The organism is Curtobacterium sp. MCLR17_054 (genome assembly GCF_003234335.2).
Lineage (GTDB): Bacteria > Actinomycetota > Actinomycetes > Actinomycetales > Microbacteriaceae > Curtobacterium > Curtobacterium flaccumfaciens.
In genome coordinates this window covers 1,227,719-1,254,407 of record NZ_CP126263.1, presented here as the reverse complement: position 1 = coordinate 1,254,407, position 26,689 = coordinate 1,227,719, and the positions used below count along the sequence as shown (strand labels likewise).

Genomic DNA, 26,689 nt, shown 5'->3' with positions numbered 1-26,689 from the left:
CTGCTGCGTGAGGAGAAGACGTGACGAAGCAACAGATCACGGCAATCGCGGGCCTGCTCCTGCTGGCCATGCTGTTGACGGTCTTGATCGGGGTGTTCGACGCTCGCCGACGTGTCATCGCCGCGGAAGGCAACGACCTCCGTACGGGCCAGAGCGCGTGGGTGACCGCGACACTCGACGAGCTCGAGCGTGTGCGGAGCACGTTCGAACCGGGAACCAAGGTGTTCGCGGAACTCGAGGATGGTGTCCGCGCCGTCGCGATCCTGTCCGGACGTTGGACAGACGTCCCGCTGCACGACGGGCACGCACTGACCGGGCGCCCCGGCGAAGCCCTCGCCGGCGCTGACGTTGCCATCCGCGGCGACGACATCGCCGTCGATGGCAAGCCGTACAACGTGGTGGGGCGACTCGGCGCCCGGGCCGACAGCCTGCTGTCCGACGATGTGGTCCTCGCTGATCCTTCGCGGTTCTCGGCGTCACCACAGCGACTACTCCTGGACGGCCCGCACAGCGTCCGCCACTACAGCGCAGAGTTCCCCGGCAGGAGCATCGAGATCATCGACGACGGCACGAACCGCAGGACGAACGTCGACGCCGTGTCGCCGGTCCTGGTCGCGCTCGGCGCGCTCGTCATCATGCTCATCGCCGTGGTCGCAGGTCTTCAGGCCGGACGATGGGAACTCCGCACCGCCGCCGTCCGCTTCACCACCGGGATCCGACCGCTGAACACCCTGCGCAGCGCGGCCGCCAGAGTCGCAGTGATCGGCACCGCCGCCTGCACGACCGCACTCGCGGGCGCGGCAGTCGTCAGGCAGACCACCATCCTCGACCTCGAAGTCACCACCGCAGTCGTCGCGGTCGGAACCGTCGTGCTCGCCGTGTCCGTCGCTTCGTTCTTGCAAGGAAGCCGTCGATGGAACTGCTGAACGACCTTCGGTCCAACTGGGCGATCATCGTCGCCAAGATCGTCCTGCTCGTGCTGCTCGCGCTCTGCTGGTACAACGTGGCGTCGTTCACCCAGTCCACATCGCAGGCCGTGGCCCAGGGCCTGTCCGCTGATGCCGATGTCGACCTCTACACGGTGGTCGACGATCTCGACCCGGATGCTTTCGAAGCGATCCGGCGAGACCAGCACGCGCTCGACGACGTCGCCTCGTTCGTCGACCGCGTCGATGACGAGCCCGGATTCGACTTCATCTCCTCGTACGACCAGCCCGTCACCGTCCAGGACTTCCGCGGCGACGACCGCTTCGACGTCGGTTACGGCACCGAGTACACGCTCAACGGGAAGTACCAGGACGAGTCCGGACGAAGTGTCCAGGACATCAAGTCCATCCAGCTCAACGAGACCGCGTACGAGTTCGCCGGGCTCTCCGTGCAGGACGGCAAGCCGATCGAGTGGAGCGCCGTCGACTGGGGATCCGGCCGGATCCCGGTGCTGCTCGGCCACGAGTACCGAGGCGTGTACGAGCTCGGAGAGCGACTCACCGGAGCGGTCATCCTGCAGGAACAGGAGCTCGAAGTCGTCGGCTTCCTCGAACCGAACAGCGCCATGTACTTCCGCGGTGAAGCCACCCGCTACCTCGACGACACCGTCATCGTGCCCTACCCGCCGACACTCGCCGGACTCGACCGAGCAGCACTCGACCGACTGGATCCCGAGCTGTTCGGGCGCCTGGTGTTCCAGGTGCTCAACGCCGATCTCGCCGTCGATCACAGCCTCGATTTCGGGGACGTCGTCGCGCGTCTCGACGCGATCGGAGACGACACCGGCTTCCGGTCGTACACGTTGCTCGGAGTTCCGGCCTACCTCGTGCAGCTCTCCCTCGTTCGCCAGCTCATCCAGGACAACCTGGTGCTCGTCACCACGCTGCTCGTCGTCCTCACCGCGGGCGTGGGCATCATCACGGCGTTCCTCCACCGGCTCCTGCATCACCGTCGAGCGCCTGTGGCGCGGGTCCACCATCTCCTCGGGAGGAGCCCGGATGCCACGAACCGACTGTTCCGCGCAAGCCGCCTGACCGAGTACACCGCCGCGCTCGGGCTGTTCCTCACGTCCAGCACGCTGCTCCCCAACGACAGTGCGATGGCACGACTCGGAGCCGGCACCGCCCTGCTCCTCTGGTGTGTGGCGGACGGCGTACTCGGTCGACGAGTCGTCCGCATCGAACTGACCACCCAACGCCGAAGAGGTACCCCACGATGATCGTGCTGCGCGACGTCTCGAAGACCATCACCGAGCCCGACGGATCGACCCGAGCGCTGTTCGACCGACTCGACTTCGACCTTCGCGAAGACGATCGCTCCGTAGCGATCACCGGGCGCAGCGGATCCGGCAAGAGCACGCTGCTCCGGATCCTCGCCGGCCTCGACACCGACTTCGGCGGGACCTACGAGCACGACGGGCACGTGCTCGAGCGCACCGCACGGAGGATGGCGGCGCACCGACTGCGACACATCGGCATCGTCACCCAGGACCACGGCCTGCTCGGCGACCGCAGCGTGCTCGACAACGTCCGGCTCGGCGTTCCTGCTCGCGCTGACTCCGCTGACCGAGCACATGAGGCTCTCGAGGCGGTCGGCATCAGTCACCTCGCTGGCAAGCGCCCACGACGACTGTCAGGAGGAGAAGCGCAGCGCGTCGCGATCGCTCGAGCCATCGCGAAGCGCCCTGCCGTCGTCCTCGCCGATGAGCCGACCGGCGCACTGGACGAGACGACCGAAGACGACGTGCTCGCCCTCTTCGATCGGCTGCAGCAAGCGGGAACCAAGTTCGTGATCGTCACCCACAGCGAGCGCGTTGCACAGCGATGTGGACGTCGACTGCAGCTACAACACGAGCAGCTCATCGCGCGCGGCACGTGACGGACTGGAGGCACGGTGCCAGCTGGCACCGGGCCTCCAGTCCGTCAGCGGTTACGCTCCAGATCCCCGATCACGCGTGCGCAGTACGGTCGCGGCTGAAGAACTCGGCGAACATCTCCCGTTTCGCCGCATGCGAATCGGGCTCGAGCTCGAGTCCCTCCACGTTGAGGTCGGTGCCGAACAGTCGCAGGATCCCAGGACCACTCGGCTCCGCGGTCTCGAGGGACACCGAGAACAGTGTCGGCAACACCTCGCCTGCGGCGATCCGCCGGGCCTCTGCAAACGCCGCACGGTACGTCGCGTCGGTGACGCGGATCACGCTGACCGAGCAACTCGTGGCGTCCCAGTCGGGCGCGACCGTCTCGCCGCTCGGTGCATGGAAGAAGTGCACGACGAAGGTGTCGCGCTCGCCTTCGGTGCCGTAGTGCCGCTCGTCCGCTTCTTCGATCCGCACGAACTCATCTTGTCAGCGTCAGCCGGGGCGTTCGAGGCCGCGGACCAGCCGAAGCGTGCACCTTCGCCGGTACCATCTCGCCATGGCTGAAGCAGGTCTGCTCGCAGCGAGCATCGCAGTCCTGGTGGGTACGGTCGCGATCCTCGTGAATCGTGTGCGGACCCCGGCCTGGGTGCGTGACGCGCAGCTCACGTTGAACGCCAGCCCCGTGACCAGCCTGCTGCTGTTCCTAGCCGGTGCGCTCCTGGTCGCCCTCATCCTCGCCTTCGGGATCTTCTTGGTCGTCACCAGGCACGGCGTCGTCGGGTGGGCCATGGTCTGTCTCGCTGCGACCGGCATCGCTCACCTCGGGGTGACCGTGTGGATCCGGCGACAGCCGCTCTCGTGATCAGGTGCAGAGCTCGCCGGTGGAGAAGAACCGATCGAGGCACTCGTGAATGAGGACACGCACCACAAGCACACCTCGGGAAGGGCATGCTGCTCGCGGCGACCTGGTCATCATCTGGGCTTTCGTCGTGGTCGGGATCGTCGCCGTGGTCATCTCAGCCGGCTACGTGTTCAACGGGAACCTGTACGCCTACGGGCTCTGCTCGACACCTCCAAACACCGGGTGCTCGGACACGCTCTGGTTCAGCAGCATGAGCCTTTCGTTCTTCGGAGGCATTGCCGCGGTGGGTGTCGGCGCATTCCTGGGCCTGCGAATGGCCGACACGGGCGTGTGGTTCCCGCTCGCTGCGCTCGGAGCGGTGGCTGCGTAGACGGGATTGTCGATCGCCATCCTCAAGATCGCGACCCCGCTGTAGGGCTGTCACGCCTCTGCGCGCGCAACACAAGCCATCGCCTATTGGCTCCCTGAGTAGCCCGGCTCGCCCGACGAAGCGTGGGCGACGAAGTTCGAGAGTTCCGCCCCCGAGGTCGCAGACGCCCTTCGGCAAGCCGAGGCTGGAGTCGCGCGCGATGCATGTGCTTCTGACGCTGTCCACGAGGAGGACGCGCGAAGGGCCGCGCGCTGAGCGGTCCGCTGCGGGCGGCACGCGAGCGGAAGAACTAGTCTGAAAAGACGACTCGACGAGGGATCATCTCGGCGGATTGCGATCGATCGGAGCGTTGTGTTCACCCAAACCTCTCACTACTCAGCAGTGATGAACCCTGGCGGGGGCATGCCGTTTCCCATTTGGATAGTCATCGTTCTGGCACTCGTGGCGGTAGGCGGTGTCCTCGCCTTCAGACGAGGACGACGCAAGTGACATCATTGGCCTGGCTCCAGCCGGCACGATGCGGGGCGGTTGGCTCCGTGCTCATTCGAACCCTTGCCCGTGTGTGGCGAACATCCCGATGAGGACCCCGGCCGCGGCGAGCACCCAGCCGCTGATGATGATCGGGAACCAGGGAAGCTTCTTCCGGTAGAGCTTGCCTGTTCGGCGGTAGTCGACGAGGTAGTAGACGATGCCGCTCGCGAACGGCAGTGCGCCAACAATGAACAGCGTGATGGCGAGAGAACGCATGCTTCCGATTTTACCGAAGCGGTCGAGTCTTCGCCGCCAACGTCCTGGCGGACCGCCCTCGGCGTCTCTCGATAGCCGATCGGCAAGTGAAACGGATGACGTTGCTCGGCGATCGCACCAGCGCCACGAGTTTCGGCGCCCGTTGTGCGACCGGCTCACAGACACCACCGATGCGAACCGGCGCCGCCGGCCCGGGGTTGCGGGACCGCTCCTACTTGTTCAGATCACGTCGATTCGCACTGGTCGCACGCACAATGCGTGAGCGAGCCGAGAAGAACCTTTCCTCTACGAGGAACAACTCGAAGCTCATAGTCAGTGCTACGCAGCAAGCCGGGGTACTTGTAGAACGTGAGGCGATCGTCGTTATTGGGTCAGTGCAGGCCGCACTGACCGGACCAACCCTTGTCTTCTTCGCGCTCGGGACGACCCTGGCGACGCTCGAGCTGTTGCCCTGGACGGCAATTGTTAGCGCTGCGGGTTCACCGTCGCCATGCCCGTGTGGCTGTGGGCACGTCGACATGACAGTTTAGGACCCTTCCTCTTGACCGGCGAGCGGACACCCGTCTCACTCCTCGAGCGTGATCAGCGGCGTGCCGCCCACTAGCTCACAGCGATAGCCAGGTGCACGCCGTCGACTTTCCGTCCGTAGCGGTGCACACCTTGACGAATCCGATCGTGGCGGAGGGCACTTTGACCACTGCATACTTGACGCTCCCGTATTGCTTAATCTCGGCTGGGAAGTGCGCGTACCAATCGTTTAGCTTGGCGCCCGCCTCGTTCTTGATATCGAAGTACTCGTAGGCGAATGTGAGACTCCCCTCCGCTGTGTTGTCTACGGAACGAAGTCGCAGCACAACCGTTTGCCACTTCCGGCTCGGGTCTTGTATCGATCCAGCTAGCTGAACGTGGAGCTTCGCATCGGTATTAGCCTCAAGGTATGCGTCGGAAGGTTTCGTGTTGAGAAGTCGAATCGGCGCATCATCGATTGTGAAGCTCTGGATGGAGGTCAAGTCCTCGCTGAATTTGAATTTGCCGAACGTCTGGCACTTCGAAGGAAGCGTATCGAGCTTGACAAAGCAGACTTTATACGTTTCCTTAGCCACCTTCCTGAACGTACTGCTTCGCCCCCCGAAAGTGTTATCCCCAAACGAGTCTTCTGCCGACCAGAGACGCTCCAAAGTCTGGGCGTACAGGTCTGCGTCAGTGCCGTCTTCGGTACTCGCCCGACCTGCCCTGACATCGAGATAGTTCGTCGCCGTAATTCCGGTTAGGTACGTCTCGATGAGGTTTGTTTTCGTAGCCGCGGCGTTGTTGTTCGGAATTTGAAAAGTCATCCAACTGATGCCAGCCGACACAAGTGACACGACCAAACTGAGGATGAGAAGTGCCTTTTCGAACCCTGTCACGTGAGACCCCTTCGCTTGCGCTGCAACACAAAGTCCCGAACGCGCCTGTTCCTAGTTCCACGTCGCCAGGACCACCGGTTCGGTTTGCCGGCTCCGTCCAGACGCACGTTACGGAGGATCATCTCGTCGGCGATAGGTGGGCGGCGCTGGTTTGCGTGAAGCCGCACGTGCGTCGCGACTCTTCGTCAGCAGATCGTGTGGTGATGCATCGAGAGCCTTGTACGGACTGTGTGCCGGGCGCGATGCGCGCGCGGATCGTACGGTTTGAGCGCGGAACCACGGACGGTTTCCGGGTGCTGACCTACCTGGCTATGGGTTAGTGCGCCGAACGGCGCAAGAACTGACGTGCCCGATGGCAGCGTTCGCAACTGTCCTGAAGAGCGCGACACCGAGCAACGAGTTACCGCTGAGCGAGGAGGGCCGGCGCGAACTCACATCTTCGGGGACAGCATGACTGCGTAGCCGCGTCACCGGGCCGAGACCTCGTTCCGGTAGGGGATCCTCTACCGGTCCGCCATTGCGCCCGAGCCGCAGACGAAGTGCAGGTCGGACGGGACGGCGAGGCTGCCTTGGCGTCGGCGGAGCCCGTGGTCTCGGTTGTTTCCGCGGCACCGAGGCGCTTCTGGGAGGTGTCAAGGTCGCGGGCGGTGGTGATCGCGTGTGCCCGCTTCCCCTCGGCTGTTGTGGCCTCTATCTGCGGGCCAATCGACGGCCTCCTCGCGGTTATCTGTGAAGCCGCTGTGCGCCCATTTCATGACGCACGAAGGCGCGCAGATGCACCTCGACGACCGCGACAATCTGTTGACCGACACCCGCGGTCACCTTCCCACGATGGGCTCCCCCCGACACACCAGGTCGCGGACCCGACCTCGACCGCATCGCGCAGGCACTCGTACTCATCAGCGAGGAGCTGCGAGAGCTGTCGGCGGAGGTTTGAGGCGGCGGCACCATCGCCGCTGGCGGCATAGGGGTCGACTTCTGAGCGGCACCCGAACGCTCACTACTGCGCGTCACTAGCCTTGCTTCCACCGCGCCCACCTGCGCAACGAGAGAGAGCAGTTATCGGCGAACCGATTCAAGATGTTGCGAGAAATTGAGGCAGCACGAGACGCCGCGCAGGAAGTGGCCGAGCAGTCTGATGACGAGCAGACGAAGAAGCTCGCTGCCGCCCTCGACAAGCTTGCGACGCAGATGGTCTGGTTGCTGCCGGAGTCCTGAGCTGCTTTCCGCGCGGTTAGTTCGACGGCCAGTCGAGGGATTGGCCGCGGCCCGCGGCAAGGTCGAGAAAGTCGCTGAAGCTGCTCGCTTCAAGCTTGATCCGCACATGCGGCGAGTCTTCAGCGAAGACCAGCCCCGTTTCCGCACCGGGAACCCAGATGCCGAGCGCGCCCGGCGTCGAACGCGAGCCCGGAACGATCCGAGCTTGAAACACACTCGAGCCCGCACTTGCATCGAACGACGCCGAGATGCTCATCGCCTTCTCGTCATCAACCGTCAGGGTGGCGTCCCGGAGATCGGGGAATACCGTAAACTCGCGCGGCACGAACCGGAAGCCGGATTGGTCTGAGCCAGTTACCGCCAGCGAGAAGCCACCGACGGACGCTACCTGCCCCCACTGCACGAGACTGTCCATGCTCGACATCAGCTTGAAGCCGAGTGACACTCCGTCACCCCAGTCCAGTTCTAACGACCTGAAGCGTTCATGCCCGGCCGAATCACCGTCCCACGCGCGCGGCGGACTTGATCGTTCCTCGACCTTCCCGTCGCCCACCCAGACTAGCCGCGGGGGCTGCAGCGCGGCCACGACGAAACCGTTCTGAGGCAACGTCGTGAGATGGTCGAGAAGGTCCGCAACATCGGAGTCTCTGTGCGAGACAAGGTCTTCAAGCACGCGCTCCGGGTCTTCCCCGGTGAGACCGACGGCGAGATCCGGGCGGAGGATCACGATCTTTGGGACCGCGCTCTTGAACGGGTGCCGACCCCTAGCTTCATCCTGAGGCCACGTGACCTTCGTATCCGCGACCATGATGACGCGACCGTCATCGTCGATCCCCGCCTCGATCAAACTCACGGTCTAACTATGCTCCACCCCGAGCCAGGCAGGAAGCGACCACCCGTCAGCCGATTAGCCGTCCTAATAGGGCCCGCGACCGTAAGCGTTCACCACGTCGAGCGCACAGGCTGCAACCGCATTGAGACGAATCATTCATCGGGAGCTCTGTCCACAATTCAATGACCCCGGCGGCAGACTGCTCTTCAACGCCCTGGCGATGGTCGCGGAGTTCGTATCGGACCTGATCCGTGCCCGGACCAGAGAGGGCATGCGGGTCGCACGAGCGAAGGGCCATCTGAAGGGCCGACAACCGAAGCTCAGCACCGCGCAGCAGCGACACCTCTTTGAAGTGCACCAAGCCGGCACGCACTCGGTACAGGAGCTCGCTGAACTCTTCGCCATCGGCCGAGCCACCGTCTACCGCTGCATCGAGCGGCAGTCCCACCTCAACCACTAACCGAACCGGCGTCCGCTCGCGGACCTCGTCCGAGAGGAGATCGGCTTCCGGACGGCGGTGTGCCAAGGGGCATTACTCGTCACCGCGATCTGGTTGAGCGGGCTGTGTGTGGATTCCGGGACTCATCGCTGGTCCGCTGATCATTGCGAGCTGTGATCGCGTTTCTGCGCCCTGCGCCGATCGCACAGTTCTTCGTGAACGCGCAGCAGTTCCGCCACGGTCCGCAGAGTGCGATGACCCCGTCGCTCGTGCGTGTGCTCGCGATCGGGCTGGGGCTCATCGGCATCGTTTGGACGCTCGTATCCTTCTTCGGCCACCCCGAGTAGACCGAGCGCCCAGCGAGGCACGGCGGCGATCAATAGCCGATCGACTACTGAGACGGTGCGATAGAGCCGATAGCCGAGGATTCGCCAGATTAGCCACTAGCCTCATCCCAGCGCTCACCCCTGTTGCTCTGGAGAACTGTGACGACGGCCAAAATCACCCGCATCCGCAAGATTCACGACTATCGCGTCTTCCAACGATGGAGCGACGATCCGCGGACAAGCAACTTCGAACGCGTCAACCTGCTCTACGGCACCAACGGCAGCGGGAAGAGCACGCTCGCGAGTCTGCTGCGATCCTGCGCCGCATCAGATGCCGAGGCGGCACGCGCCAAGCTCGAGGTCGCGGCGTCCATCGACGGCACCGAACACATCGTGACGCACGCCACCGAAGCCTTCTGGAGCCGCGTTCAGGTCTTCAACGCCGAGTACGTCCGTGAGAACCTCCGCTTCGATGACAGTCAGGGTCCACGCTCCGGAAGCCTCCTGACGCTCGGCAAGGCGAATGTCGATGCAGAGCTTGAGCTGGCAGCAGCAGAGCGTCGCCGGGCAGACGTGGAGCCCCAGGCGGCTGAAGCCCGCGCTGCAGCCAAAACAGCAGAGACCAACATCGAGCGACGTATGACCGAGGTCGCTGGCCACGTCGTTGAAGACCTCCGCATGTCCTCCGTCGCCACCTATCGTGCCACGAACACCTACACGCGGAAGAACGTACGCGGCTTGCTAGTTGGCGATCGAACGCTCTTCGACTCGGCGTCTGTTGACATTGCAGCCGACCGCGCATTGTCCACATCGAGTGCACCCCGCGCCTTCACGGGGATGTTTCGAGGAGAACTGACGAGCGCCGACGAGATCCTTCGCAGCTCAGTCGCGCTCCTGGAGACCGACGTCATCTCGCAACCGCTCGCGCGTCTTGCTGATCATCCCGCCGAAGCCGAATGGGTGCAGGAAGGTCTACCTCTCCACGAGCACGAGACCCAATGCTTGTTCTGCGGCAACGAGATCTCCGACGAGCGCCGAGAGGCACTGGCAGCGCACTTCGACCGGTCAGTAATCGATCTACAGGCCCGCATCGACGCGCAGCTCGACATCCTGAAGGAATGTGGGCAGCGCGCGGCAAGGCTTGCTGACAGCGTTCCTGGCGATGGTGATCTGTATCCCGACCTGGCCGGAGCGCTGCGAACCGCACGCAACGAGATCCAGACCCAGGTTGACCACTACCAGCGACTGCTCTCCGCGCTTGGGGTGCTCCTCGAAGCCAAGCGCTCGAACCCCTTCGCCAAGCCAGGACTCGATCTCGCCGCTCCGGACATGCCCACAGGAGAGGCCGTCGCGGAGGTCATCGCTCGTCACGAAACACGTCGGTCGGCGCACGAGGCGGAAGCCGCGTCAGCTGCTCGCAGAGTCGAGCTGGCCAGGGTGAAGGCGTTCGCCGAGGAGTACGACCGGCTTGCAACCTCTTCTCGCGATCTCAGCGAGAAGGCGACCTCCCTCGAGGACGAACTGCGAACGCTCAACCATCGCATCATCACGCTCAGCAGCCTCGATGCCGACCCAGTGCCCCAAGCTGCCGAGCTGACCGAAAGCGTCGCTCGTCTGCTCGGGCGTTCGGAGCTCGCTTTCACCCCGAGCGACGATGGCAACCATTACAGGATCGAACGATCGGGTCTGCCCGCTACCCATCTGAGCGAGGGCGAGCGGACTGCGATAGCGCTCCTCCACTTCCTCGCGAGCATTCGCGAAGGCGTCGTCACCGGCGACGCGCCCATCGTCGTGATCGACGATCCGGCTTCGAGCATGGACGAGGGCATCCTATTCGGGATCTCGTCGTTCCTCTGGTCCTCCCTCGTAGGAAACACGTACGCCAGCCAAGTCTTCCTGCTCACGCACAACTTTGAGTTGTTCCGTCAGTGGGTCGTCCAGCTCGAAGGCGCAGCTAGCCACCTTCGGGGCGGCTACACGATTCACGAGATTCGCATGCGCCATCGCCGCATCGGATCCAGCGCACCCCGTCGCTCCCCCGAACTTGACCCCTGGACCACTGATCGCCAGCAGTCCAGCCGACTTCGATCGCTCTACCACTTCCTTTTTGCGCGAGTAGCGACAGCGGTCATCGACTCGAAGCCCGATCTTGGTTTGGCCGAGCGCATGGACCTCCTCGCCCTCGCGCCCAACGCCGCACGGAAGATGCTGGAGGCGTTCCTCAGCTTCCGCTTCCCGCAACACATCGGCAAGTTCCACAACGGCATGCGGGAAGCAATCAAGGTGGTCGACGACGCCACCATCCGCGTGCACGTCGAGCGCTACCTGCATGCCTACTCCCACAACGAGGAGGGGAATGTGTCGGCAATGATCGACCCAAGCGAGGCCACAGCTGTCCTCAGGTCGCTCTTCTTGCTCATCCGCGCGAACGATCCGCGGCATCTGTCCGCGATGTGCGCGGCACTGGGCATCAACGAATCCGATCTCTTCGCACTCGAGGGTTGATCCGGTGGTGAAGAGGGGCGTGCGGCAACGTCTCGATGGCCGGTCCTCCCACGGACCTCGGTGTCCAACTCGGACTCGGACTCGGACTCGGGCTCGGGCTCGAACCGGACGATCCGCGAAAAGACTCTTGTCGCACATAGGGGGTCCGCTGAACGTCGCAATGAGGCGGCCCTGTGCGGACGACCCCACGACAGGCACAGGAACGAAGAAGCCCACCGAGATCCTCGGTGGGCTTCTGTCGTCGTGTCACACACGTTTCGGTCGGGCTGACAGGATTTGAACCTGCGACCCCTTGACCCCCAGTCAAGTGCGCTACCAAGCTGCGCCACAGCCCGCGAGTTCCGGAGAACTCAGGATCCCGGAGGATCCTCGCCCACGTCCGACCGGAGCGCGAGCGACCGGTCCAGCATAGCGGACGTCAGGCCCCCTCCGTGCCACGGCGAGTCGGAGCAACGCGACGCGAACGACACGCTCAGCCCGGCCGCACCACCTCGCGCCGCGCCGCCAGCAACGGCAACCCGAGCCCGACGAGCAACCCGCCGGACCCGTCCGCCGCCAGGTCCCCGATCGTGTCGTCGTACCCGACGAAGATCTTCGAGTCGACGAAGTTGTGCCCGAGCCACTCCCCCATCTCCCAGACCGCCCCGACCGCGAGTCCCGCACACAGCGCGAGCACCGCGACGACCACCCGGCGCTCGGCGTGCGGCGGCGGCACAGCGCGCAGGTCGGCACCGATGACGTAGAGCACCGCCGCGAGCAGCCCCGTCAGCACGACGTGCATGAACTTGTCCCACAGGAACACGGTCGTGTACCACTCGAGCACGCTCGACCACCCGGCGACGAGCACGAGCACGCACACCGCCACGTCGAACGCGGGCCGCAGCCCGAGCATCCGCGGCACCACGACACCGAGCAGCGCCAGCGCCATGACCGGGAACGCCGTCCCACCCCACCCGACACTCGCCACGACGACACTCACGAGCGTCAGCGCCCGCACCACGTCGGCCACCAGGAACCGCGGCCGCAGGAACGTCGGTCCGAGCGTGGCGATCACGACGCCCACCGCACGACCGCGTGCACGGCGGCGTGGTCGGACGGCCACACGCCGCCCGGCCGCCGCACGTCGACCGCGACGCGTTCCACCTCCGCTTCGGACGTCACGAGCACCCCGTCGATCCGCCGGCCACCAACACGCGGACTCCCGTAGTGCGGGTACGTCCCGTAGGGCTCACCCACCTGCCTGGAGGCCCGCCCCCAGCTGTCCTCGACCCCAGCCTCCGCCAGGGCTCGCCATGGTGCGGAACCGGCGGGGCTGTTCCAGTCGGCCATGACCACGGCGGGCAGGCCGCGCTGCCGGACGATCCGGCCGAGCAGTTCGGCGGACCGGAGTCGGGCCCACGGCGAGGCGACGTCGAGGTGGGTGGCGATCGCCAGGAACCGCACGCCGGTCGCGCGGTCGTCGACGACGGCTCCGACGGCGTGCCGGGGGAAGGACGTGGCCCACGACCGCGAGCCGGGGCGGTGGGGCGTGCGGGAGAGCGCCCAGGTGCGGCGCTCGACGACGTCGAGGCGGGAGCGGTCGAGGAACAGGCCGACCTGTTCGCCACCGCCGCGCGGTCCCCGTCCGGCCAGGACGGGCTCCCAACCCGACCCGAGGCCGGACGTCAGGTCGTCTGCCTGCGTGGGCAGGGCCTCCTGGACGGCGAGGACGGTGGGCGCTTCGGACGTGACGAGCGCGAGCACGGCGTCGCGGCGACGCTCCCAGGCGTCGGGGTGGGTCGGCTGTCGCGGCACGCGGCGACGCACGTTGAGCGTCATGCAGTGCACCTCGGGCGACCGGACCGGTCCGATGAGCGGGCGGTCGTCGGGGTGGTGGGGCATGCCTCCCTTCTACGAGACGACACCCGTCGGATTCCCAGGGACCTCTCCGTCTGGCTCGTATGGTGGCTCGATGCGTTCTCGTTCCACCCCTCGTCTCCTGGTCGCGATCGCGGTCTCCGGCCTGCTGCTCGGAGCCGCCGGGTGCACGTCGAGCGGACCGGACACGAGCCGCCCGACCCTGGCGAAGGCCTCGGCCGACACCGTCACGGTGGCCGACGCCGCGGACGCCGCAGCCCGCTCGGTCCGCGTCAGCAAGGCGCTGTTCGCGAGTGCCCCGGGAGCGGTCGTCGCCCGGGCCGGCGACACCGACGGCATCCGCGATGCGGCGAAGGCTGCGGCGAGCGCCCACGTCCCGGTGCTGCTGACGGCCAAGAACAAGAGCACTGCCGTCGCCCGCGAGCTCGACCGGCTCGGTGCCGACTGGTACCAGGCCGAGGGCGACCTGTCGCTCGACACGGACGTCGAACAGCGGCAGGCGCCGGACGGCGGTGACGCGCCGGAGTCGACCCGCGCCTCCCGGCAGGCGACGGTGGTGGTGGCGGACGCGAGTGCGGACGCTGCTGCCGTGGCGACCGCGAAGGCCGCCGGCGCTCGCGTCGTGACCATGCCGAAGGGCGTGACCGACCCGGCTGCTGCGCCCGACGTGGTGACCGCGCTGCACGAGCGGGCGAAGCACCCGACCGTCCTGGTCGGTGCGGCGTTCGAGGCCCTGCCGGATCCGGAGTGGACGGTGCGGGCGGCCGAGGGCGGGTTCCAGCTGCGGAACGGCGGCCAGCGGCCGTTCGACGGGCACCGGTACGTCGCGCTGTACGGGGCTCCCGGGGCGCCGGCGCTGGGCGTGCTCGGCGAGCAGCGGCCGAAGGAGACCGTGCAGCGTGCCGAGCAGGTCGCGAAGCCGTACCGGGCGGAGTCCGACGAGCTCGTGACGCCCGCGATGGAGGTCATCGCGACCGTCGCCGCCGGGGACGCCGGCGCCGACGGCGACTACTCGACGGAGCTGCCGGTGTCGACGCTCGAGCCCTACGTCGACGCCGCGCACGAGGCGGACATGCCGGTCATCATCGACCTGCAGCCCGGGCGGTCGGACTTCCTGTCGCAGGCCAAGAAGTACGAGTCACTGCTGAAGAAGCCGGGCGTGTGGCTGGCGCTCGACCCGGAGTGGCGGCTGACGAAGGACCAGGTGCCCCTCAAGCAGATCGGGAGTGTCTCGGCCTCCGAGGTGAACGAGGTGTCCTCGTGGCTGGCTGCGCTCGTGCGCGACGAGGGGCTACCGCCGAAGGCCCTGGTGCTGCACCAGTTCCGGCTGTCGATGATCCAGGACCGCTCCGCGCTGCAGACCCACCCGGAGCTCGACATGCTCGTGCACGTCGACGGGCAGGGGTCACAGCCGGACAAGCAGGCGACGTGGAAGGCACTGCACCAGGGCGCGCCGGAGGGGTTGCACTGGGGCTGGAAGAACTTCACCGACGAGGACACGCCCATGCTGACGCCCGCGCAGACGATGCGGGACGTGCAGCCGACGCCGTCGTTGGTCACCTACCAGTAGGGCCCGGTTGGTCCGGTTGTCCACAGCCTGGAGGCGCGGGTCGGGTTTCGTCGGTTGCTCCTGACAGCATGGGGGCATGTCTGGTCTTGGTGTCGGGTCCACCGCGTCGTCTTCCGTGTCCCCCTCTGCGGACATCGCCGCCGAGGCGCAGCAGGCGCTCGCTGCGCTCACGGGGCGCCCCGACGCGGTGTTCCACCCCGGTCAGCTCGAGGCCATCTCGGCGCTGGTCGAGCACCGGCAGCGTGCCCTGGTCGTGCAGCGCACCGGGTGGGGCAAGTCGGCCGTGTACTTCCTGGCGACGCTGCTGCTGCGCCGACGCGGGGGCGGCCCGACGGTCCTGGTCTCGCCGCTGCTCGCCCTGATGCGTGACCAGGTCGCCGCTGCCGCGCGGGCCGGTGTCCGCGCGGTGTCGATCAACTCCGCGAACGCCCACGAGTGGGGCGAGACCCAGGCCGCCCTCGCCCGTGACGAGGTCGACGTGCTCCTCGTCTCCCCCGAGCGCCTGAACAACCCGAAGTTCCGCGACGAGCAGATGCCGACCCTGATCGCCCGGATGGGCATGCTCGTGGTCGACGAAGCGCACTGCATCTCGGACTGGGGCCACGACTTCCGGCCGGACTACCGCCGACTGGCCGAGCTCATCCGGTCGCTCCCCCATGGCGTCCCCGTCCTGGCGACCACTGCGACGGCGAACGAGCGCGTGGTCGAGGACGTCGCCGAGCAGCTCACCGCCGGCCCGGCCGACCCGGTGTTCACGATCCGCGGATCCCTGGCCCGCAAGTCCCTGCGCCTCGGTGTGCTGACGCTGCCCGATGCACGGCAGCGGCTCGGGTGGCTCCTCGCGCACCTCGGCGACCTGCCCGGCAGCGGCATCATCTACACGCTCACGGTCTCGGCGGCCGAGGACATCGCACGGCTGCTGCGCGACAACGGGTACGCCGTCCGTGCCTACACCGGGCGCACCGACACCGACGAGCGCGAACAGCTCGAGCAGCAGCTCAAGGGCAACGAGCTGAAGGCCCTGGTCGCCACGAGCGCGCTCGGCATGGGGTTCGACAAGCCCGACCTCGGGTTCGTCGTGCACGTCGGGGCTCCCTCGTCGCCCGTCGCCTACTACCAGCAGATCGGTCGCGCGGGTCGTGCGACCGACAACGCCGACGTCCTGCTCCTGCCCGGGCGCGAGGACCGCGAGATCTGGCAGTACTTCGCCAGCGCCTCGATGCCGACCGAGGCCCGCGCCGCCGCCGTGCTCAGTGCCCTGTCCACCGACACCGCGATGTCGACCGTGGCGCTCGAGGGCCTGGTCGACATCAAGCGCTCCACCCTCGAACTCCTGCTCAAGGTGCTCGACGTCGACGGCGCCGTCCGCCGCGTCACCGGCGGCTGGGTGTCGACCGGGCAGCCGTGGGAGTACGACGCGCCCCGGTACGAGCGGGTCGCCGCGGCCCGCGCTGCCGAGGCCGCGTCGATGCTCGACTACGAGTCCACCTCGGCCTGCCGCATGCAGCTGCTGCAGCAGGACCTCGACGACCCCTCGGCCGAGCCCTGCGGCCGGTGCGACAACTGCGCCGGCGCCTGGTTCCCGACCGCCGTGTCCGACACCGACTCGTCCGGAGCCGCGGCCGCGCTCGACAAGGTCGGCGTCGAGATCGCCCCGCGTGCCCAGTGGCCCTCAGGCATGTCGTCGCTCGGTGTCTCGGTGCGGGGCAAGATCGGCGCGGACGAGCTCGTGCAGCCCGGCCGTGCGGTGGCGCGTCTGACCGACCTCGGCTGGGGCGGTCCCCTGCGCGCACTCTTCTCGACGTCCACCCCCGATGCCCCGATCTCGCGGGAGCTCGTCGACGGCTGTGTCCGGGCGCTCAAGGACTGGCCGTGGGAGACCCGGCCGACCGGCGTCGTGGCGATGTCCTCGCGGTCACGGCCCGAGCTCGTGGGGTCCCTCGCCCAGGCGCTGTCCACCATCGGGCGGCTGCAGTTCCTCGGCACGCTCGGCCGTGCCGGCGGGACCCCTCGTGGCGACGGTGCGACGAACAGCGCCTACCGACTGTCCGGCGTGTGGGACACCTTCGTGGTCGATCCGTCGCTCGCCGCCGCCCTGCAGGCACACGAGGGCCCGGTGCTGCTCGTCGACGACCTGGTCGACAGCCGGTGGACGATGACCGTCGCCGGCCGGGAGCTCCGGCGCGCCGGGGCCTCCGCCGTGCTCCCGTTCGCCCTGGCCACGGTCGCGTAGCCTCCGCACCTGTTTTGCGACACTCCACGCGTCGATCGACTCGTGTTCTGTCGCGGAGCCGGTCCACCCGCCCGCCTGAGCCCTACCGCCGCGCGGGCTTCGGGAACGTGGCCCGCATGTGGTCGCTCGTCAGCACGTCGCCGATGCCGACCATGAGCACCGAGAACAGGATCTGCTCGATGACCATCCAGAACGGGTAGAGCCCCGGGATCGCCGCGACGATCAGCGTCACGATCGGGAAGATCCGGCTGAACAACCGCAGCCGCTGGTACGCCCAGTAGTACCCGAGCTGTGCCCGCCAGGCGAACACGTAGAGCGTCAGGGTGATGAGCAGCACCACGGTGGACCGGAACCACACCGCCCACGACAGGGACTCCCCCGCGCGGGTCAACAGCACGGCGACCACGATGGCGGTGAGGCCGACGACGGTCTCCGCGACGAGCAGCCACCGGATCCACCGGAACGAGCGGACGGTGTCGGGGTGTTCGAGCATGTCCTCGCGGATCACGTACCCGGACTGCCGACCTCCGGCCAACCGGTCGAGCCGCAGACGGCACCACACACGGTCGGCGAGCACACCGAATCCGTCGTTCTGCTGCGTCACCAGTACATCGTGCCCCATCCCGGCGGTGGCGGTGGACGCGGCACAGCCACGAGCACCCCAACCCCGCACAACCCCGGCCCCGCTCAGTCCGACGGGACGAGTGCCGCGCCGCCCAGCACGGTGCCGGTGCCGGCGTCCAGCAGGACCAGGGAACGGACCTCGTCGGGCAGTGACCACGGATCGCTGAGCACGACGGTCAGCCCCTGTTCGACCCCGGCGGCCTGGAACAGGTCGTAGGACTCCCCGGCGGGGGTCCACACCGGCTTCGAGCCACCGCGCACCGTCCCCGCGGACAGCACGACGTCGACCGGGCCGTCCCCGCCGGTCTCCAGGTGGTCGATCTGCACCGCGAGGGTCTCGTCGCCCGTGTTCCCGGCGATCCGGACGTGCCCGGAGGCCGCAGCCCCGATGCCGACGATGTCACCGGAGACCGGCGGGACGCGGCGCCACCACGGGTCGATGGGCGAACCGTCGACCGGACGGACGGGTTCGGGGTCGATCGGTTCCTCGAGGCCGTCGGACGGCGGCAGTCGGACGTCCGGCGACTGCGCCGGCTCGGAGGGCACGGAGTCGGCACGGGTGACCGTGTCGCTGTCGTCCGGAGCGTGCGAGATCGTCCACAGGGACGCCGACCCCACGACGACCACACCGACGAGGACACCCACCAGGGCGAGCCGACGTCGGTCCGCTGTCCACGGCCCGGTACCCACGCCCCCATGATGCCGCACCGGCGCGCCGGACCGGCTGCGGGCCTCCATGCCGAACGCGAACGCAGAACGCGCCCCGACGGATCGAGGCGCGTTCTGCGTGACGGGTGGGAGCGCTCAGCGCTTCCGGCGCTCGCGCACCCGCATGTTGACGTTGATCGGCGTGCCGGAGAAGCCCCAGACCTCGCGGAGTCGACGCGTGATGAAGCGTCGGTACTGCGGGTCGAGGAACGCCGACGTGAAGAGCACGAAGGTCGGCGGCTGGCTCGACGCCTGGGTCCCGAACAGGATGCGGGGCTGCTTGCCGCCGCGCACGGGGTGGGGGTGTTCCTGCACGAGCTCGGCGATGAAGGCGTTGACCTTGCCGGTCGGGATGCGGGTGTCCCACGACTCGAGGGCGGTCTCGAGCGCCGGCACGAGCTTCTCGAGGTGACGGCCGGTGCGGGCCGAGATGTTCACGCGCGGGGCCCAGGCGACGTGCGCCAGGTCCTGCTCGATCTCGCGCTCCAGGTAGCGGCGGCGCTCGTCGTCGAGCAGGTCCCACTTGTTGTAGGCCAGCACGAGGGCACGGCCGGACTCGAGGACGAGGTCGATGATGCGGAGGTCCTGCACGGAGACCGGCTCGGTGACGTCGAGGACGACGACGGCGACCTCGGCCTTCTCGAGCGCGGCGGTGGTGCGGAGCGAGGCGTAGAAGTCGGCGCCCTGCTGCATGTGGACGCGCTTCCGGATGCCGGCGGTGTCGACGAAGCGCCACACCTTGCCGCCGAGCTCGATCTGCTCGTCCACCGGGTCACGGGTGGTGCCGGCGATGTCGTTCACGACGACCCGCTCTTCACCGGCAGCCTTGTTGAGCAGCGAGCTCTTGCCGACGTTCGGACGGCCGAGGATGGCCACACGGCGGGGGCCGCCGACCTCCTGCTTGGCGACGGCCGAGGTGTCGGGCAGCGTCTTGATGATCAGGTCGAGCAGGTCCGCGACGCCACGGCCGTGCAGGGCCGACACCGGGTGCGGCTCCCCGAGCCCCAGGTTCCAGAGTTCGTAGGCGTCGAGTTCACGGCGCTCGTCGTCGGCCTTGTTCGCGACGACGATGACGGGGCGGTCGGTGCCGCGGAGCATCTTGACGACGTGCTCGTCGGTGGCGGTGATCCCGACCGTGACGTCCACGACGAACAGCACGGCGTCGGCGAGGTCGATCGCGACCTCGGCCTGCGCGGCGACCGAGGCGTTGATGCCCTCGGCGCCGGGCTCCCAGCCGCCGGTGTCGACGAGCGTGAAGCGCTTGTCGTTCCAGTCGGCCTTGTAGCTGACACGGTCGCGGGTGACGCCGGGGACGTCCTGCACGACCGCCTCACGACGACCGAGGATGCGGTTCACGAGCGCGGACTTGCCGACGTTCGGGCGGCCGACGATCGCGAGCACCGGGTAGGCGGGCAGGTAGTGGACGCCGTCCTCGCCGACCTGACCGGCCTCGAGCAGGGCGAGGTCCTCGTCCTCGAGGTCGTACTCCTCGAGTCCGGCGCGGAGCGCGGTCGCGCGCTGCTCGGCCTCGGCCTCGTCGAGTCCGGCGAGCCGCTCGCCGAGGGCGTCGTCGTACCGGGGGAAGTCGTCGTTGTCCGGGTTGTCCAGCTGAGCCATCTTGGGTTCCTCGCGAGCGGCCGGGGCCGCGGTGTCGGTGGCCGTTATCGGCCGGGGCCGGGGGTCCGGCCGTGGTGTGACCAGGCGGCCGAGGCCGTCCGGTCGTGCGTCAGTGCGTGGCCGCGCGGGCCAGGTCGACGACCGCCTGCACGGTCTGGTCGAAGTCGAGGTCGGTGGAGTCGAGCGTCGTGACGCCGTCGGCGGCGTTCATGAAGTCGACGACCTTCGCGTCCGCCGCGTCGCGACGAGCGAGTGCTGCGGAGGTCTCGGCGGCCGACTGGGTCGTGACCTCTGCCGAGCGTCGGGCCATTCTAACGGACTCGTCGGCCGTCAGCAGGATCCGGACCTCGGCATCGGGTGCGACGACCGTGGTGATGTCCCGGCCCTCGGTGATGATGCCCGGGGCGTCGGTCTTCCGCATGACGTTCCGGAACAGCTGAACCAGGCGCTTCCGGACGTCCGGGAGCTTCGCGATGTGGGCGACCGCCCCGGTGACGTCGGGGGTGCGGATGGCCTCGGTCACGTCGGTCTCCCCCACCTTGACGTAGTAGTCGTCGGGGTCGGTGCCGATGGCGTAGTCGAAGGTGTCCCAGCTCGCCAGGACCGCCGCGGCGTCGTCGAGGTCGACCCGCTGCTGCAGGGCGTGCCACGCGAGTGCACGGTAGGCGGCGCCGGTGTCCTGGTAGCCGTAGCCCAGGGCGCGGGCGGCCGCGCGGGAGACGCTCGACTTGCCGCTGCCGGCGGGGCCGTCGACCGCGATCACGATCTTCGCTACGTAGGCACCGTCGGCCAGGCCGGACGGCATCGGGGCGCTGGTCGAGCCGGGCTCCCCGCCGGGTTCGCCGAGGCCGCCGGCCGGGCCCCCGAGTGCGCCGCCGTCGCCGCTGCCGCTGAGCGGGCCGCCGGCACCGCCCTGGCCCGGGGTCGGGAGGCCGGAGTCGGGCCCGTCCGGTCCGCCGGTCACACCGGAGTCGTTCGTCGCTGCGTTCGTGTCGTCGTTCAGGCCCATGCTGCTGCGATCCTCCATCCGCGCCCCTCGAGTTCCTCGACGAGTCGCTGTTCCTGCTCGGGCAGCACCGACACCTCGACGATGCCGATCTGTGCGCCCGGTGAGTGCTCGAGGCGCATGTCCTCGAGGTTGATGCCGATCTCCCCGATGAACGTCAGGAGCGCGGCGATCTGCCCGGGGGTGTCGTCGACCAGGACGACCACCTGGGCGAAGCGCTTGGTGGTGCCGTGCTTGCCGGGGAGCCGTTCGACCCCGCGGTTGCCGTCGGCGATCGTCTCGGCGATGGTGCGCGGCGAACCGGCACCGTCCGGGTCGCCGAGCGCGTCGATCACACGGGACAGATCGTCGCGCAGGTCGGTGAGCACCGGCCGGATGTGCCCGGCGTTCGCCCCGATGATCTGCACCCAGAGCCCCGGGTCGCTCGCGGCGATCCGGGTGACGTCGCGCACGCCGCCGCCGGCCAGGCCGAGCGACCCGTCGGGGGCGTCCCGCAGGCGCGAGGCCATCAGCGTCGACACGAGCTGCGGCGCGTGCGAGACGTAGGCCACGGCGAGGTCGTGCGACTCGGGGTCCATCGGCACGACGGTGGCGCCGACGTCGAGCGCGAGGTCCTCGACCACCGCGGCGCGCTGGAACGTGATGCCGTCGTGCCCCGCGATCACCCACGGGCGACCGACGAACAGGTCGGCGCGGGCGGCGGTCGGACCGCTGCGCTCGCGTCCGGCCATCGGGTGCGACCCGATGTAGCGGGAGACGTCGGCCCCGGCCGCCACCAGGGCGGCGAGCGGCCCGGACTTCACGCTGGCGACGTCCGTCACCACGGCGTCGGGGTGGGCAGCGAGCTCGCGCTCCACCACCGTCGCCACGACGTCCGGCGGCACCGCGACGACGATGAGCTCCGGCTGGTCGCCGGCGGCCGGTCGGCGCCCGGCGCCGTAGTCCACGGCGAGCGCCAGCGCGGCGGGCGAGACGTCGTCGAGGACGACGTCCACGCCCTTCTCACGCAGGGCGAGACCGATCGAGGCCCCGAGCAACCCGGCACCGACGACCCGGACCGGGCCGCGCAGACGGCGGTCGATGTCGGTCGGGGTCACGTCGGTCACCGGGCAAGCCTACCGATCGAGGCTCGGGCATCGGTCGATGCCCGAGCGCCGGGTTCGGTCAGTCCGCCGACTCGTCCTCGTACTCGTCGTCGTCCTGGTCGAGCGCGACGTCGCGGTCGTCACGAGCGGACGGCTTCGCGTCACGGACGGTGCTGAGCAGCTTGCCGACCTCGACGGTGCCGAGCTCGCGCATCTTGCCCGGCGGCAGGCTGCCCAGGTGCAGCGGTCCGAACGACCGGCGGACGAGTTCGAGGACCGGGTGGTCGACGGCCTCGAGCATGCGACGGACGATGCGGTTGCGGCCGGAGTGCAGCGTGATCTCGACGAGCGACTCACCCCGCGAGGACTCGAGCAACCGCACCTTGTCGGCCTTGATCGGACCGTCCTCGAGCTCGACGCCCTCGGTCAGGCGCTGCACCACGGCGGGGTTCACGTTGCCGTGGACCTTCGCGATGTACGTCTTCTGCACGCCGAACGACGGGTGCGCGAGCACGTGTGCCAGGTCGCCGTCGTTCGTCAGGACGAGCAGCCCGGAGGTCTCGGTGTCGAGACGGCCGACGTTGAACAGGCGCTCCTCGTAGCGGTCCACGAACTCGGTCAGGTCGCGGCGACCGCGCTCGTCCTGCAGGCTCGAGACGACACCGGTCGGCTTGTTCAGCACGATGTAGCGCCGCGACGAGTCGATCTGCACGGGCACGCCGTCGACGCTGATCGCGTCCTTCTCGGGGTCGACGCGGCGCCCGAGGGCGTCCACGACCTCGCCGTTGACCGTCACGCGGCCCTCGACGATCAGGTTCTCCGCGACCCGGCGGGATGCGACGCCGGCAGCGGCGATCACCTTCTGCAGGCGCTCACCCTCTGCCTGGAGGCTCGGCTCGGCCCCGGCAGGAGCCGTTCCGTCCGCCGCGTCCCAGTCCTCGATGATCGGCCGTTCGGGCGTGCCCTCGGCCGGGTTGCCCCGGTCGTCGCGCTGCCCGCTCGGCTTCGGCGTCGTGCGGTCGCTGTTGCGGACGCTCGTGGTGCCGCCGACGTAGCGGCGGCCGTTGTGCCAGACGCGGCTCTGCTGGCCGTCCGGGGTGCGGCGGTCGTCGCGGCCGCGGTCGTCGCGTCGGTCGTCGCGGGGAGCGGAGCTGCCACGGTCGTCGCGTCCGCGGTAGCCACCACGGTCGTCACGCGGAGCCGAGCTGCGGTCGTCGCGACCCCGGTAGCCACCACGGTCGTCACGCGGAGCCGAAGCCCCACGGTCATCCCGCCCGCGGTACCCACCGCGGTCGTCACGCGGAGCGGAGTTGCCACGGTGACCACCGCGGTCGCCGCCACCGGATCGGTCGTCGCGACCCCGGTACCCGCCACGGTCATCGCGAGGTGCCGAGCTCGCACGGTCGTCACGGCCGCGGTAGCCACCACGGTCGTCACGCGGCGCCGAGTTGCCGCGGTACCCACCACGGTCATCGCGGGGTGCCGAGCTCCCACGGTCGTCGCGACCCCGGTAGCCACCGCGGTCGTCACGCGGAGCGGAGCCCCGGTAGCCACCACGGTCGTCACGCGGAGCCGAGTTGCCGCGGTACCCACCACGGTCATCGCGAGGTGCCGAGCTCCCACGGTCGTCGCGACCCCGGTAGCCACCACGGTCGTCACGCGGAGCGGAGTTGCCGCGGTACCCACCACGGTCGTCGCGCGGCGCGGAAGCCCCACGGTCGTCACGGCCCCGGTAGCCACCACGGTCGTCACGCGGAGCGGAGTTCCCCCGGTAGCCACCACGGTCGCCGCCACCGGAACGGTCGTCACGGCCCCGGTACCCACCACGGTCGTCACGCGGCGCCGAAGCTCCGCGGTACCCACCACGGTCGCCGCCGCGGTCGTCGCGCGACGGGTACCCGCCACGACGGTCGTCGTCACGCGGCGGGCGTGCGCCCCCACGGTCGTCGCGACCGTACCCGCCGGAGCGGCCACCGGCACTGGAGCCGGCCCCGCCGCGTCCGCCGGCCGGGCGGCCGGAGCGATCCGGGCCTCCCGAGCGTCCGTTGCGGTCGTCTCGGTCTCGGGGCGCGCCGCGCCCCCGGTCGTCAAACCCTGCCATCGGGGATCCCTTCGTTCTGCTCGAAGCCGTCCGCACCGTCGTCCAGGAGGGGCGAGATGAGCGGCAGCTCATCGAGCGAGTTGATGCCGAGCTGCTGCAGGAGCAGGTCGGACGTGACGTAGTTGATGGCGCCGGTCTCGGCGTCGGTGAACGACTCCTCGATGAGGCCGCGTGCCACCAGGGTTCGGACGACGCCGTCGACGTTGACGGCGCGGATCGCAGCGATCTGCGAGCGGGTGATCGGCTGCTTGTAGGCGACGACCGCGAGGGTCTCGAGTGCGGCCTGCGACAGCCGCGAGGGGCGCTCGGCCTCGACGAACTGCTCGACCACGGGGTCCAGGTCGGCGCGGACGTAGAAGCGCCAGCCGCCACCGACCTCGCGCAGTTCGAAGCCACGGCGGATAGTGCCGTCGACGCCGTCGAAGTCCGCGACCAGGCGTTCGATCGCCTGGCGGACGGCGGGGACGGGCGAACCGACCGCAGCACCGAGGGCGACGAGCGACTGCGGCTGGTCGGCGATCATCAGGATGGCCTCGAGCTGCCGATCGATGGGGATGGCGGGGTGGGCCTCGGACGCGGTGCGCTCGTGGATCTCGCGCTCGATGGCGCGGGCATCGGCCATCTCGTCAGCGCCGCCGGGTTCGGCGCTGGACGTGTCGTGCACGTCATCCGTCATAGTCGGCTCCCAGGTTCGCGAGGCTCTCGTCGGACCAGTCCTCGGCGGTCCACCGCAGTGTCAGCTCCCCGAGCGGCTCGAGCTGATCGAACGAGATCGACGCGTTCCGGTACAGCTCGAGGATCGCGAGGAAGCGAGCCACCACGATACCCGTCTGGTCGACGCCCGCGACCAGTTCACGGAACGAGACGCCCTCACCATCGCGGGTGCGCAGGATCGAGACGACGATCGCCGCCTGCTCGCGGATGCTGATGAGCGGGGCGTGCAGGTGGTCGAGGCCGACGGTCGGGATCTCCCGCGGGGCGAAGGCCAGCGCGGCCAGTGCGGCGAAGTCCTGCACCGACAGGGTCCAGACGAGCTCCGGCGTCCGCGCGCGGAACCGCTCCTCGAGCCGGACGCTGCGGACGTGCCGGCGCGACTCGACGCCCCAGCGCTCCCCGAACCAGTCGGCGGCCTGCTTGAACGCGCGGTACTGCAGCAATCGGGCGAACAGCAGGTCGCGGGCCTCGAGCAGGGCGACGTCCTCGGCGTCCACGAGCTCACCCTGGGGCAGCAGCCCGACGATCTTCAGGTCGAGCAGGGTCGCCGCGACGACCAGGAACTCGCTGGCCTCGTCGAGCTCGTCGGCGGACTCGGCCTGCCGGACGTACTGGATGAACTCCCCCGTCACGGCACCGAGCGACACCTCGGTGATGTCGAGCTCGTGCTTCGTGATGAGCGACAGCAGGAGGTCGAACGGTCCGTCGAAGTTGGCGAGCCGGACCCGGAACCCCGCGTCAGGCGACGGCGCCACGCTGGACGAGCTCTCGTGCGAGCTGCCGGTAGGCGTGGGCGGCAGGGTGGTCCGGCGCGGTCTGCGTGATCGGACGTGCGGACACCGTGGCGTCCGGGAACTTCACGGTGCGGCCGATGACGGTGTCGAGCACACGGTCGTCGAAGGTGTCGACGACCCGCTCCATGACCTCGCGCGAGTGCAGCGTGCGCGAGTCGTACATGGTCGCCAGGATGCCGTCGAGCTTGAGCGCCGGGTTGAGGCGGTCGCGCACCTTGTCGATCGTCTCGATGAGCAGCGCGACACCGCGGAGCGCGAAGAACTCGCACTCGAGCGGGATGAGGACGCCGTGCGCCGCCGTCAGGGCGTTCACGGTGAGCAGGCCGAGCGACGGCTGGCAGTCGACCAGGATCACGTCGTAGTCGTTCGCGACCTTGCGCAGCACGCTCGCCAGGATCTGCTCGCGGGCGACCTCGTTGACCAGGTGCACCTCGGCCGCGGACAGGTCGATGTTCGCCGGGATGACGTCGAGGCCGGGGGTGTTCGTCGGCTGGATGACCTGGTTCGGGTCCTTCACGGCACCCATGAGCAGGTCGTAGACGGTGTGGATGTCGTGCGTCCGGACGCCGAGGCCCGCGGACAGCGCACCCTGCGGGTCGAAGTCGACGGCCAGGACCTTGCGGCCGTACTCGGCGAGCGCAGCGCCCAGGTTGATGGCGGTCGTGGTCTTGCCGACGCCGCCCTTCTGGTTGCAGAGCGCGATGATGCGGGCGGGTCCGGTGCTGTCGAGTTCCTCGGGCACGGGGAAGTCCCGGACGGGACGCCCCGTCGGACCGTGGGTGGTCGCGCCGGTGGGGTTGGTCGTCGGGTTCGGGCTCACCCCGTCATCG

At 68.6% G+C, this 26,689-nt stretch carries 26 protein-coding genes, 1 tRNA gene and 1 pseudogene; 11 read left to right on the top strand and 17 right to left on the bottom strand.

Annotated elements, in window-relative coordinates:
- Nucleotides 1–20 precede the first annotated feature (20 nt).
- Genes DEJ08_RS06040 through DEJ08_RS06030 form a run of 3 tightly spaced genes read left to right on the top strand, consistent with a single transcriptional unit; the run spans nucleotide 21 to nucleotide 2,865 of the window.
- A complete protein-coding gene (locus tag DEJ08_RS06040) occupies nucleotides 21–926 on the top strand; it encodes a hypothetical protein (protein WP_111054299.1) in 906 nt (301 codons plus the stop codon).
- Nucleotides 914–2,206, top strand: coding sequence for a hypothetical protein (locus DEJ08_RS06035; protein WP_111054298.1), 1,293 nt, complete (start codon nucleotides 914–916; stop codon nucleotides 2,204–2,206). Before DEJ08_RS06040 ends, DEJ08_RS06035 begins: the two co-directional genes overlap by 13 nt.
- A complete protein-coding gene (locus tag DEJ08_RS06030) occupies nucleotides 2,203–2,865 on the top strand; it encodes an ABC transporter ATP-binding protein (protein WP_111054297.1) in 663 nt (220 codons plus the stop codon). The genes DEJ08_RS06035 and DEJ08_RS06030 overlap by 4 nt, the downstream gene beginning before the upstream one ends.
- Before the next feature lie 70 nt (nucleotides 2,866–2,935).
- Here the strand turns inward: DEJ08_RS06030 and DEJ08_RS06025 are convergent, their stop codons facing one another.
- On the bottom strand, nucleotides 2,936–3,319 hold the full coding sequence (locus DEJ08_RS06025; RefSeq protein WP_111054296.1) for a hypothetical protein: 384 nt from the start codon (nucleotides 3,317–3,319) through the stop codon (nucleotides 2,936–2,938).
- Between the two features lie 82 nt (nucleotides 3,320–3,401).
- Between DEJ08_RS06025 and DEJ08_RS06020 the strand changes: the two genes are divergently transcribed.
- Together DEJ08_RS06020 and DEJ08_RS06015 are read left to right on the top strand one after the other, a co-directional pair.
- Nucleotides 3,402–3,707: a hypothetical protein gene (locus DEJ08_RS06020; RefSeq protein ID WP_146248468.1), complete on the top strand. Its 306-nt coding sequence runs from the start codon at nucleotides 3,402–3,404 to the stop codon at nucleotides 3,705–3,707.
- A gap of 49 nt (nucleotides 3,708–3,756) precedes the next feature.
- Complete coding sequence (locus tag DEJ08_RS06015) at nucleotides 3,757–4,077, top strand: hypothetical protein (protein WP_111054294.1); 321 nt, start codon at nucleotides 3,757–3,759, stop codon at nucleotides 4,075–4,077.
- 540 nt (nucleotides 4,078–4,617) lie between these two features.
- Here the strand turns inward: DEJ08_RS06015 and DEJ08_RS06010 are convergent.
- Nucleotides 4,618–4,824, bottom strand: coding sequence for a hypothetical protein (locus tag DEJ08_RS06010; protein WP_111054293.1), 207 nt, complete (start codon nucleotides 4,822–4,824; stop codon nucleotides 4,618–4,620).
- Between the two features lie 605 nt (nucleotides 4,825–5,429).
- The gene (locus DEJ08_RS06005; RefSeq protein ID WP_146248467.1) at nucleotides 5,430–6,230 is read right to left on the bottom strand and encodes a hypothetical protein; all 801 of its coding nucleotides are present in this window, start codon (nucleotides 6,228–6,230) and stop codon (nucleotides 5,430–5,432) included.
- Nucleotides 6,231–7,310: 1,080 nt separating this feature from the next.
- Here DEJ08_RS06005 and DEJ08_RS06000 point away from each other — a divergent pair.
- Entirely contained in the window at nucleotides 7,311–7,448 is a 138-nt protein-coding gene (locus tag DEJ08_RS06000; RefSeq protein WP_181438961.1) for a hypothetical protein, read from the top strand.
- A gap of 16 nt (nucleotides 7,449–7,464) precedes the next feature.
- Here the strand turns inward: DEJ08_RS06000 and DEJ08_RS05995 are convergent, their stop codons facing one another.
- Nucleotides 7,465–8,301, bottom strand: coding sequence for a hypothetical protein (locus DEJ08_RS05995; protein ID WP_111054291.1), 837 nt, complete (start codon nucleotides 8,299–8,301; stop codon nucleotides 7,465–7,467).
- Nucleotides 8,302–8,464: 163 nt separating this feature from the next.
- Between DEJ08_RS05995 and DEJ08_RS05990 the strand changes: the two are divergent.
- The 3 genes and pseudogenes from DEJ08_RS05990 to DEJ08_RS05980 form a co-directional block, all read left to right on the top strand.
- Nucleotides 8,465–8,740, top strand: a pseudogene (locus DEJ08_RS05990) (helix-turn-helix domain-containing protein); the annotation flags it as partial.
- A gap of 152 nt (nucleotides 8,741–8,892) precedes the next feature.
- Nucleotides 8,893–9,066 (top strand): hypothetical protein, encoded by a 174-nt coding sequence (locus DEJ08_RS05985; RefSeq protein WP_181438960.1) that lies wholly within the window; start codon nucleotides 8,893–8,895, stop codon nucleotides 9,064–9,066.
- Nucleotides 9,067–9,204: 138 nt separating this feature from the next.
- A complete protein-coding gene (locus tag DEJ08_RS05980) occupies nucleotides 9,205–11,550 on the top strand; it encodes an AAA family ATPase (RefSeq protein WP_181438959.1) in 2,346 nt (781 codons plus the stop codon).
- A 261-nt stretch (nucleotides 11,551–11,811) separates the two neighbouring features.
- Here the strand turns inward: DEJ08_RS05980 and DEJ08_RS05975 are convergent.
- The 3 genes from DEJ08_RS05975 to DEJ08_RS05965 all read right to left on the bottom strand — a co-directional run bounded on the left by DEJ08_RS05975 (nucleotide 11,812) and on the right by DEJ08_RS05965 (nucleotide 13,431).
- Nucleotides 11,812–11,885, bottom strand: a tRNA-Pro gene (locus DEJ08_RS05975).
- Nucleotides 11,886–12,022: 137 nt separating this feature from the next.
- Nucleotides 12,023–12,604, bottom strand: a complete 582-nt coding sequence (locus DEJ08_RS05970; protein WP_146248466.1) for a DUF2238 domain-containing protein — start codon at nucleotides 12,602–12,604, stop codon at nucleotides 12,023–12,025.
- A complete protein-coding gene (locus tag DEJ08_RS05965) occupies nucleotides 12,601–13,431 on the bottom strand; it encodes an endonuclease/exonuclease/phosphatase family protein (RefSeq protein ID WP_111054287.1) in 831 nt (276 codons plus the stop codon). The genes DEJ08_RS05970 and DEJ08_RS05965 overlap by 4 nt, the downstream gene beginning before the upstream one ends.
- A gap of 70 nt (nucleotides 13,432–13,501) precedes the next feature.
- On the opposite strand from DEJ08_RS05965, the gene DEJ08_RS05960 reads away from it, so the two are divergent.
- Both DEJ08_RS05960 and DEJ08_RS05955 read left to right on the top strand, forming a co-directional pair.
- Nucleotides 13,502–14,977, top strand: coding sequence for a hypothetical protein (locus DEJ08_RS05960; protein ID WP_111054286.1), 1,476 nt, complete (start codon nucleotides 13,502–13,504; stop codon nucleotides 14,975–14,977).
- Nucleotides 14,978–15,053: 76 nt separating this feature from the next.
- Entirely contained in the window at nucleotides 15,054–17,210 is a 2,157-nt protein-coding gene (locus DEJ08_RS05955; RefSeq protein WP_258367029.1) for a RecQ family ATP-dependent DNA helicase, read from the top strand.
- Between the two features lie 82 nt (nucleotides 17,211–17,292).
- On the opposite strand, the gene DEJ08_RS05950 is transcribed toward DEJ08_RS05955, so the two are convergent.
- The 10 genes from DEJ08_RS05950 to DEJ08_RS05905 all read right to left on the bottom strand — a co-directional run bounded on the left by DEJ08_RS05950 (nucleotide 17,293) and on the right by DEJ08_RS05905 (nucleotide 26,679).
- Entirely contained in the window at nucleotides 17,293–17,814 is a 522-nt protein-coding gene (locus tag DEJ08_RS05950) for a hypothetical protein (RefSeq protein ID WP_111054285.1), read from the bottom strand.
- A gap of 83 nt (nucleotides 17,815–17,897) precedes the next feature.
- Nucleotides 17,898–18,524: a hypothetical protein gene (locus DEJ08_RS05945; protein WP_146248465.1), complete on the bottom strand. Its 627-nt coding sequence runs from the start codon at nucleotides 18,522–18,524 to the stop codon at nucleotides 17,898–17,900.
- A 114-nt stretch (nucleotides 18,525–18,638) separates the two neighbouring features.
- On the bottom strand, nucleotides 18,639–20,159 hold the full coding sequence (gene der, locus DEJ08_RS05940) for a ribosome biogenesis GTPase Der (protein ID WP_071405612.1): 1,521 nt from the start codon (nucleotides 20,157–20,159) through the stop codon (nucleotides 18,639–18,641).
- A gap of 109 nt (nucleotides 20,160–20,268) precedes the next feature.
- Complete coding sequence (cmk, locus tag DEJ08_RS05935) at nucleotides 20,269–20,964, bottom strand: (d)CMP kinase (protein ID WP_111038957.1); 696 nt, start codon at nucleotides 20,962–20,964, stop codon at nucleotides 20,269–20,271.
- A gap of 194 nt (nucleotides 20,965–21,158) precedes the next feature.
- Nucleotides 21,159–22,271, bottom strand: a complete 1,113-nt coding sequence (locus tag DEJ08_RS05930; protein ID WP_111030462.1) for a prephenate dehydrogenase — start codon at nucleotides 22,269–22,271, stop codon at nucleotides 21,159–21,161.
- A 58-nt stretch (nucleotides 22,272–22,329) separates the two neighbouring features.
- Nucleotides 22,330–23,109 carry a pseudouridine synthase gene (locus DEJ08_RS05925; RefSeq protein WP_349775357.1) on the bottom strand — a complete coding sequence of 260 codons (780 nt, stop codon included), beginning with the start codon at nucleotides 23,107–23,109 and terminating at the stop codon, nucleotides 22,330–22,332.
- Entirely contained in the window at nucleotides 23,106–24,170 is a 1,065-nt protein-coding gene (locus DEJ08_RS05920; RefSeq protein WP_284180523.1) for a hypothetical protein, read from the bottom strand. Before DEJ08_RS05920 ends, DEJ08_RS05925 begins: the two co-directional genes overlap by 4 nt.
- Nucleotides 24,171–24,337: 167 nt before the next feature.
- Complete coding sequence (gene scpB / locus DEJ08_RS05915) at nucleotides 24,338–25,027, bottom strand: SMC-Scp complex subunit ScpB (RefSeq protein ID WP_258367028.1); 690 nt, start codon at nucleotides 25,025–25,027, stop codon at nucleotides 24,338–24,340.
- Nucleotides 25,017–25,820: a segregation and condensation protein A gene (locus tag DEJ08_RS05910; protein ID WP_181438958.1), complete on the bottom strand. Its 804-nt coding sequence runs from the start codon at nucleotides 25,818–25,820 to the stop codon at nucleotides 25,017–25,019. Before DEJ08_RS05910 ends, scpB begins: the two co-directional genes overlap by 11 nt.
- Nucleotides 25,804–26,679, bottom strand: a complete 876-nt coding sequence (locus DEJ08_RS05905) for a ParA family protein (RefSeq protein WP_017885900.1) — start codon at nucleotides 26,677–26,679, stop codon at nucleotides 25,804–25,806. Before DEJ08_RS05905 ends, DEJ08_RS05910 begins: the two co-directional genes overlap by 17 nt.
- Between the last annotated feature and the right edge of the window lie 10 nt (nucleotides 26,680–26,689).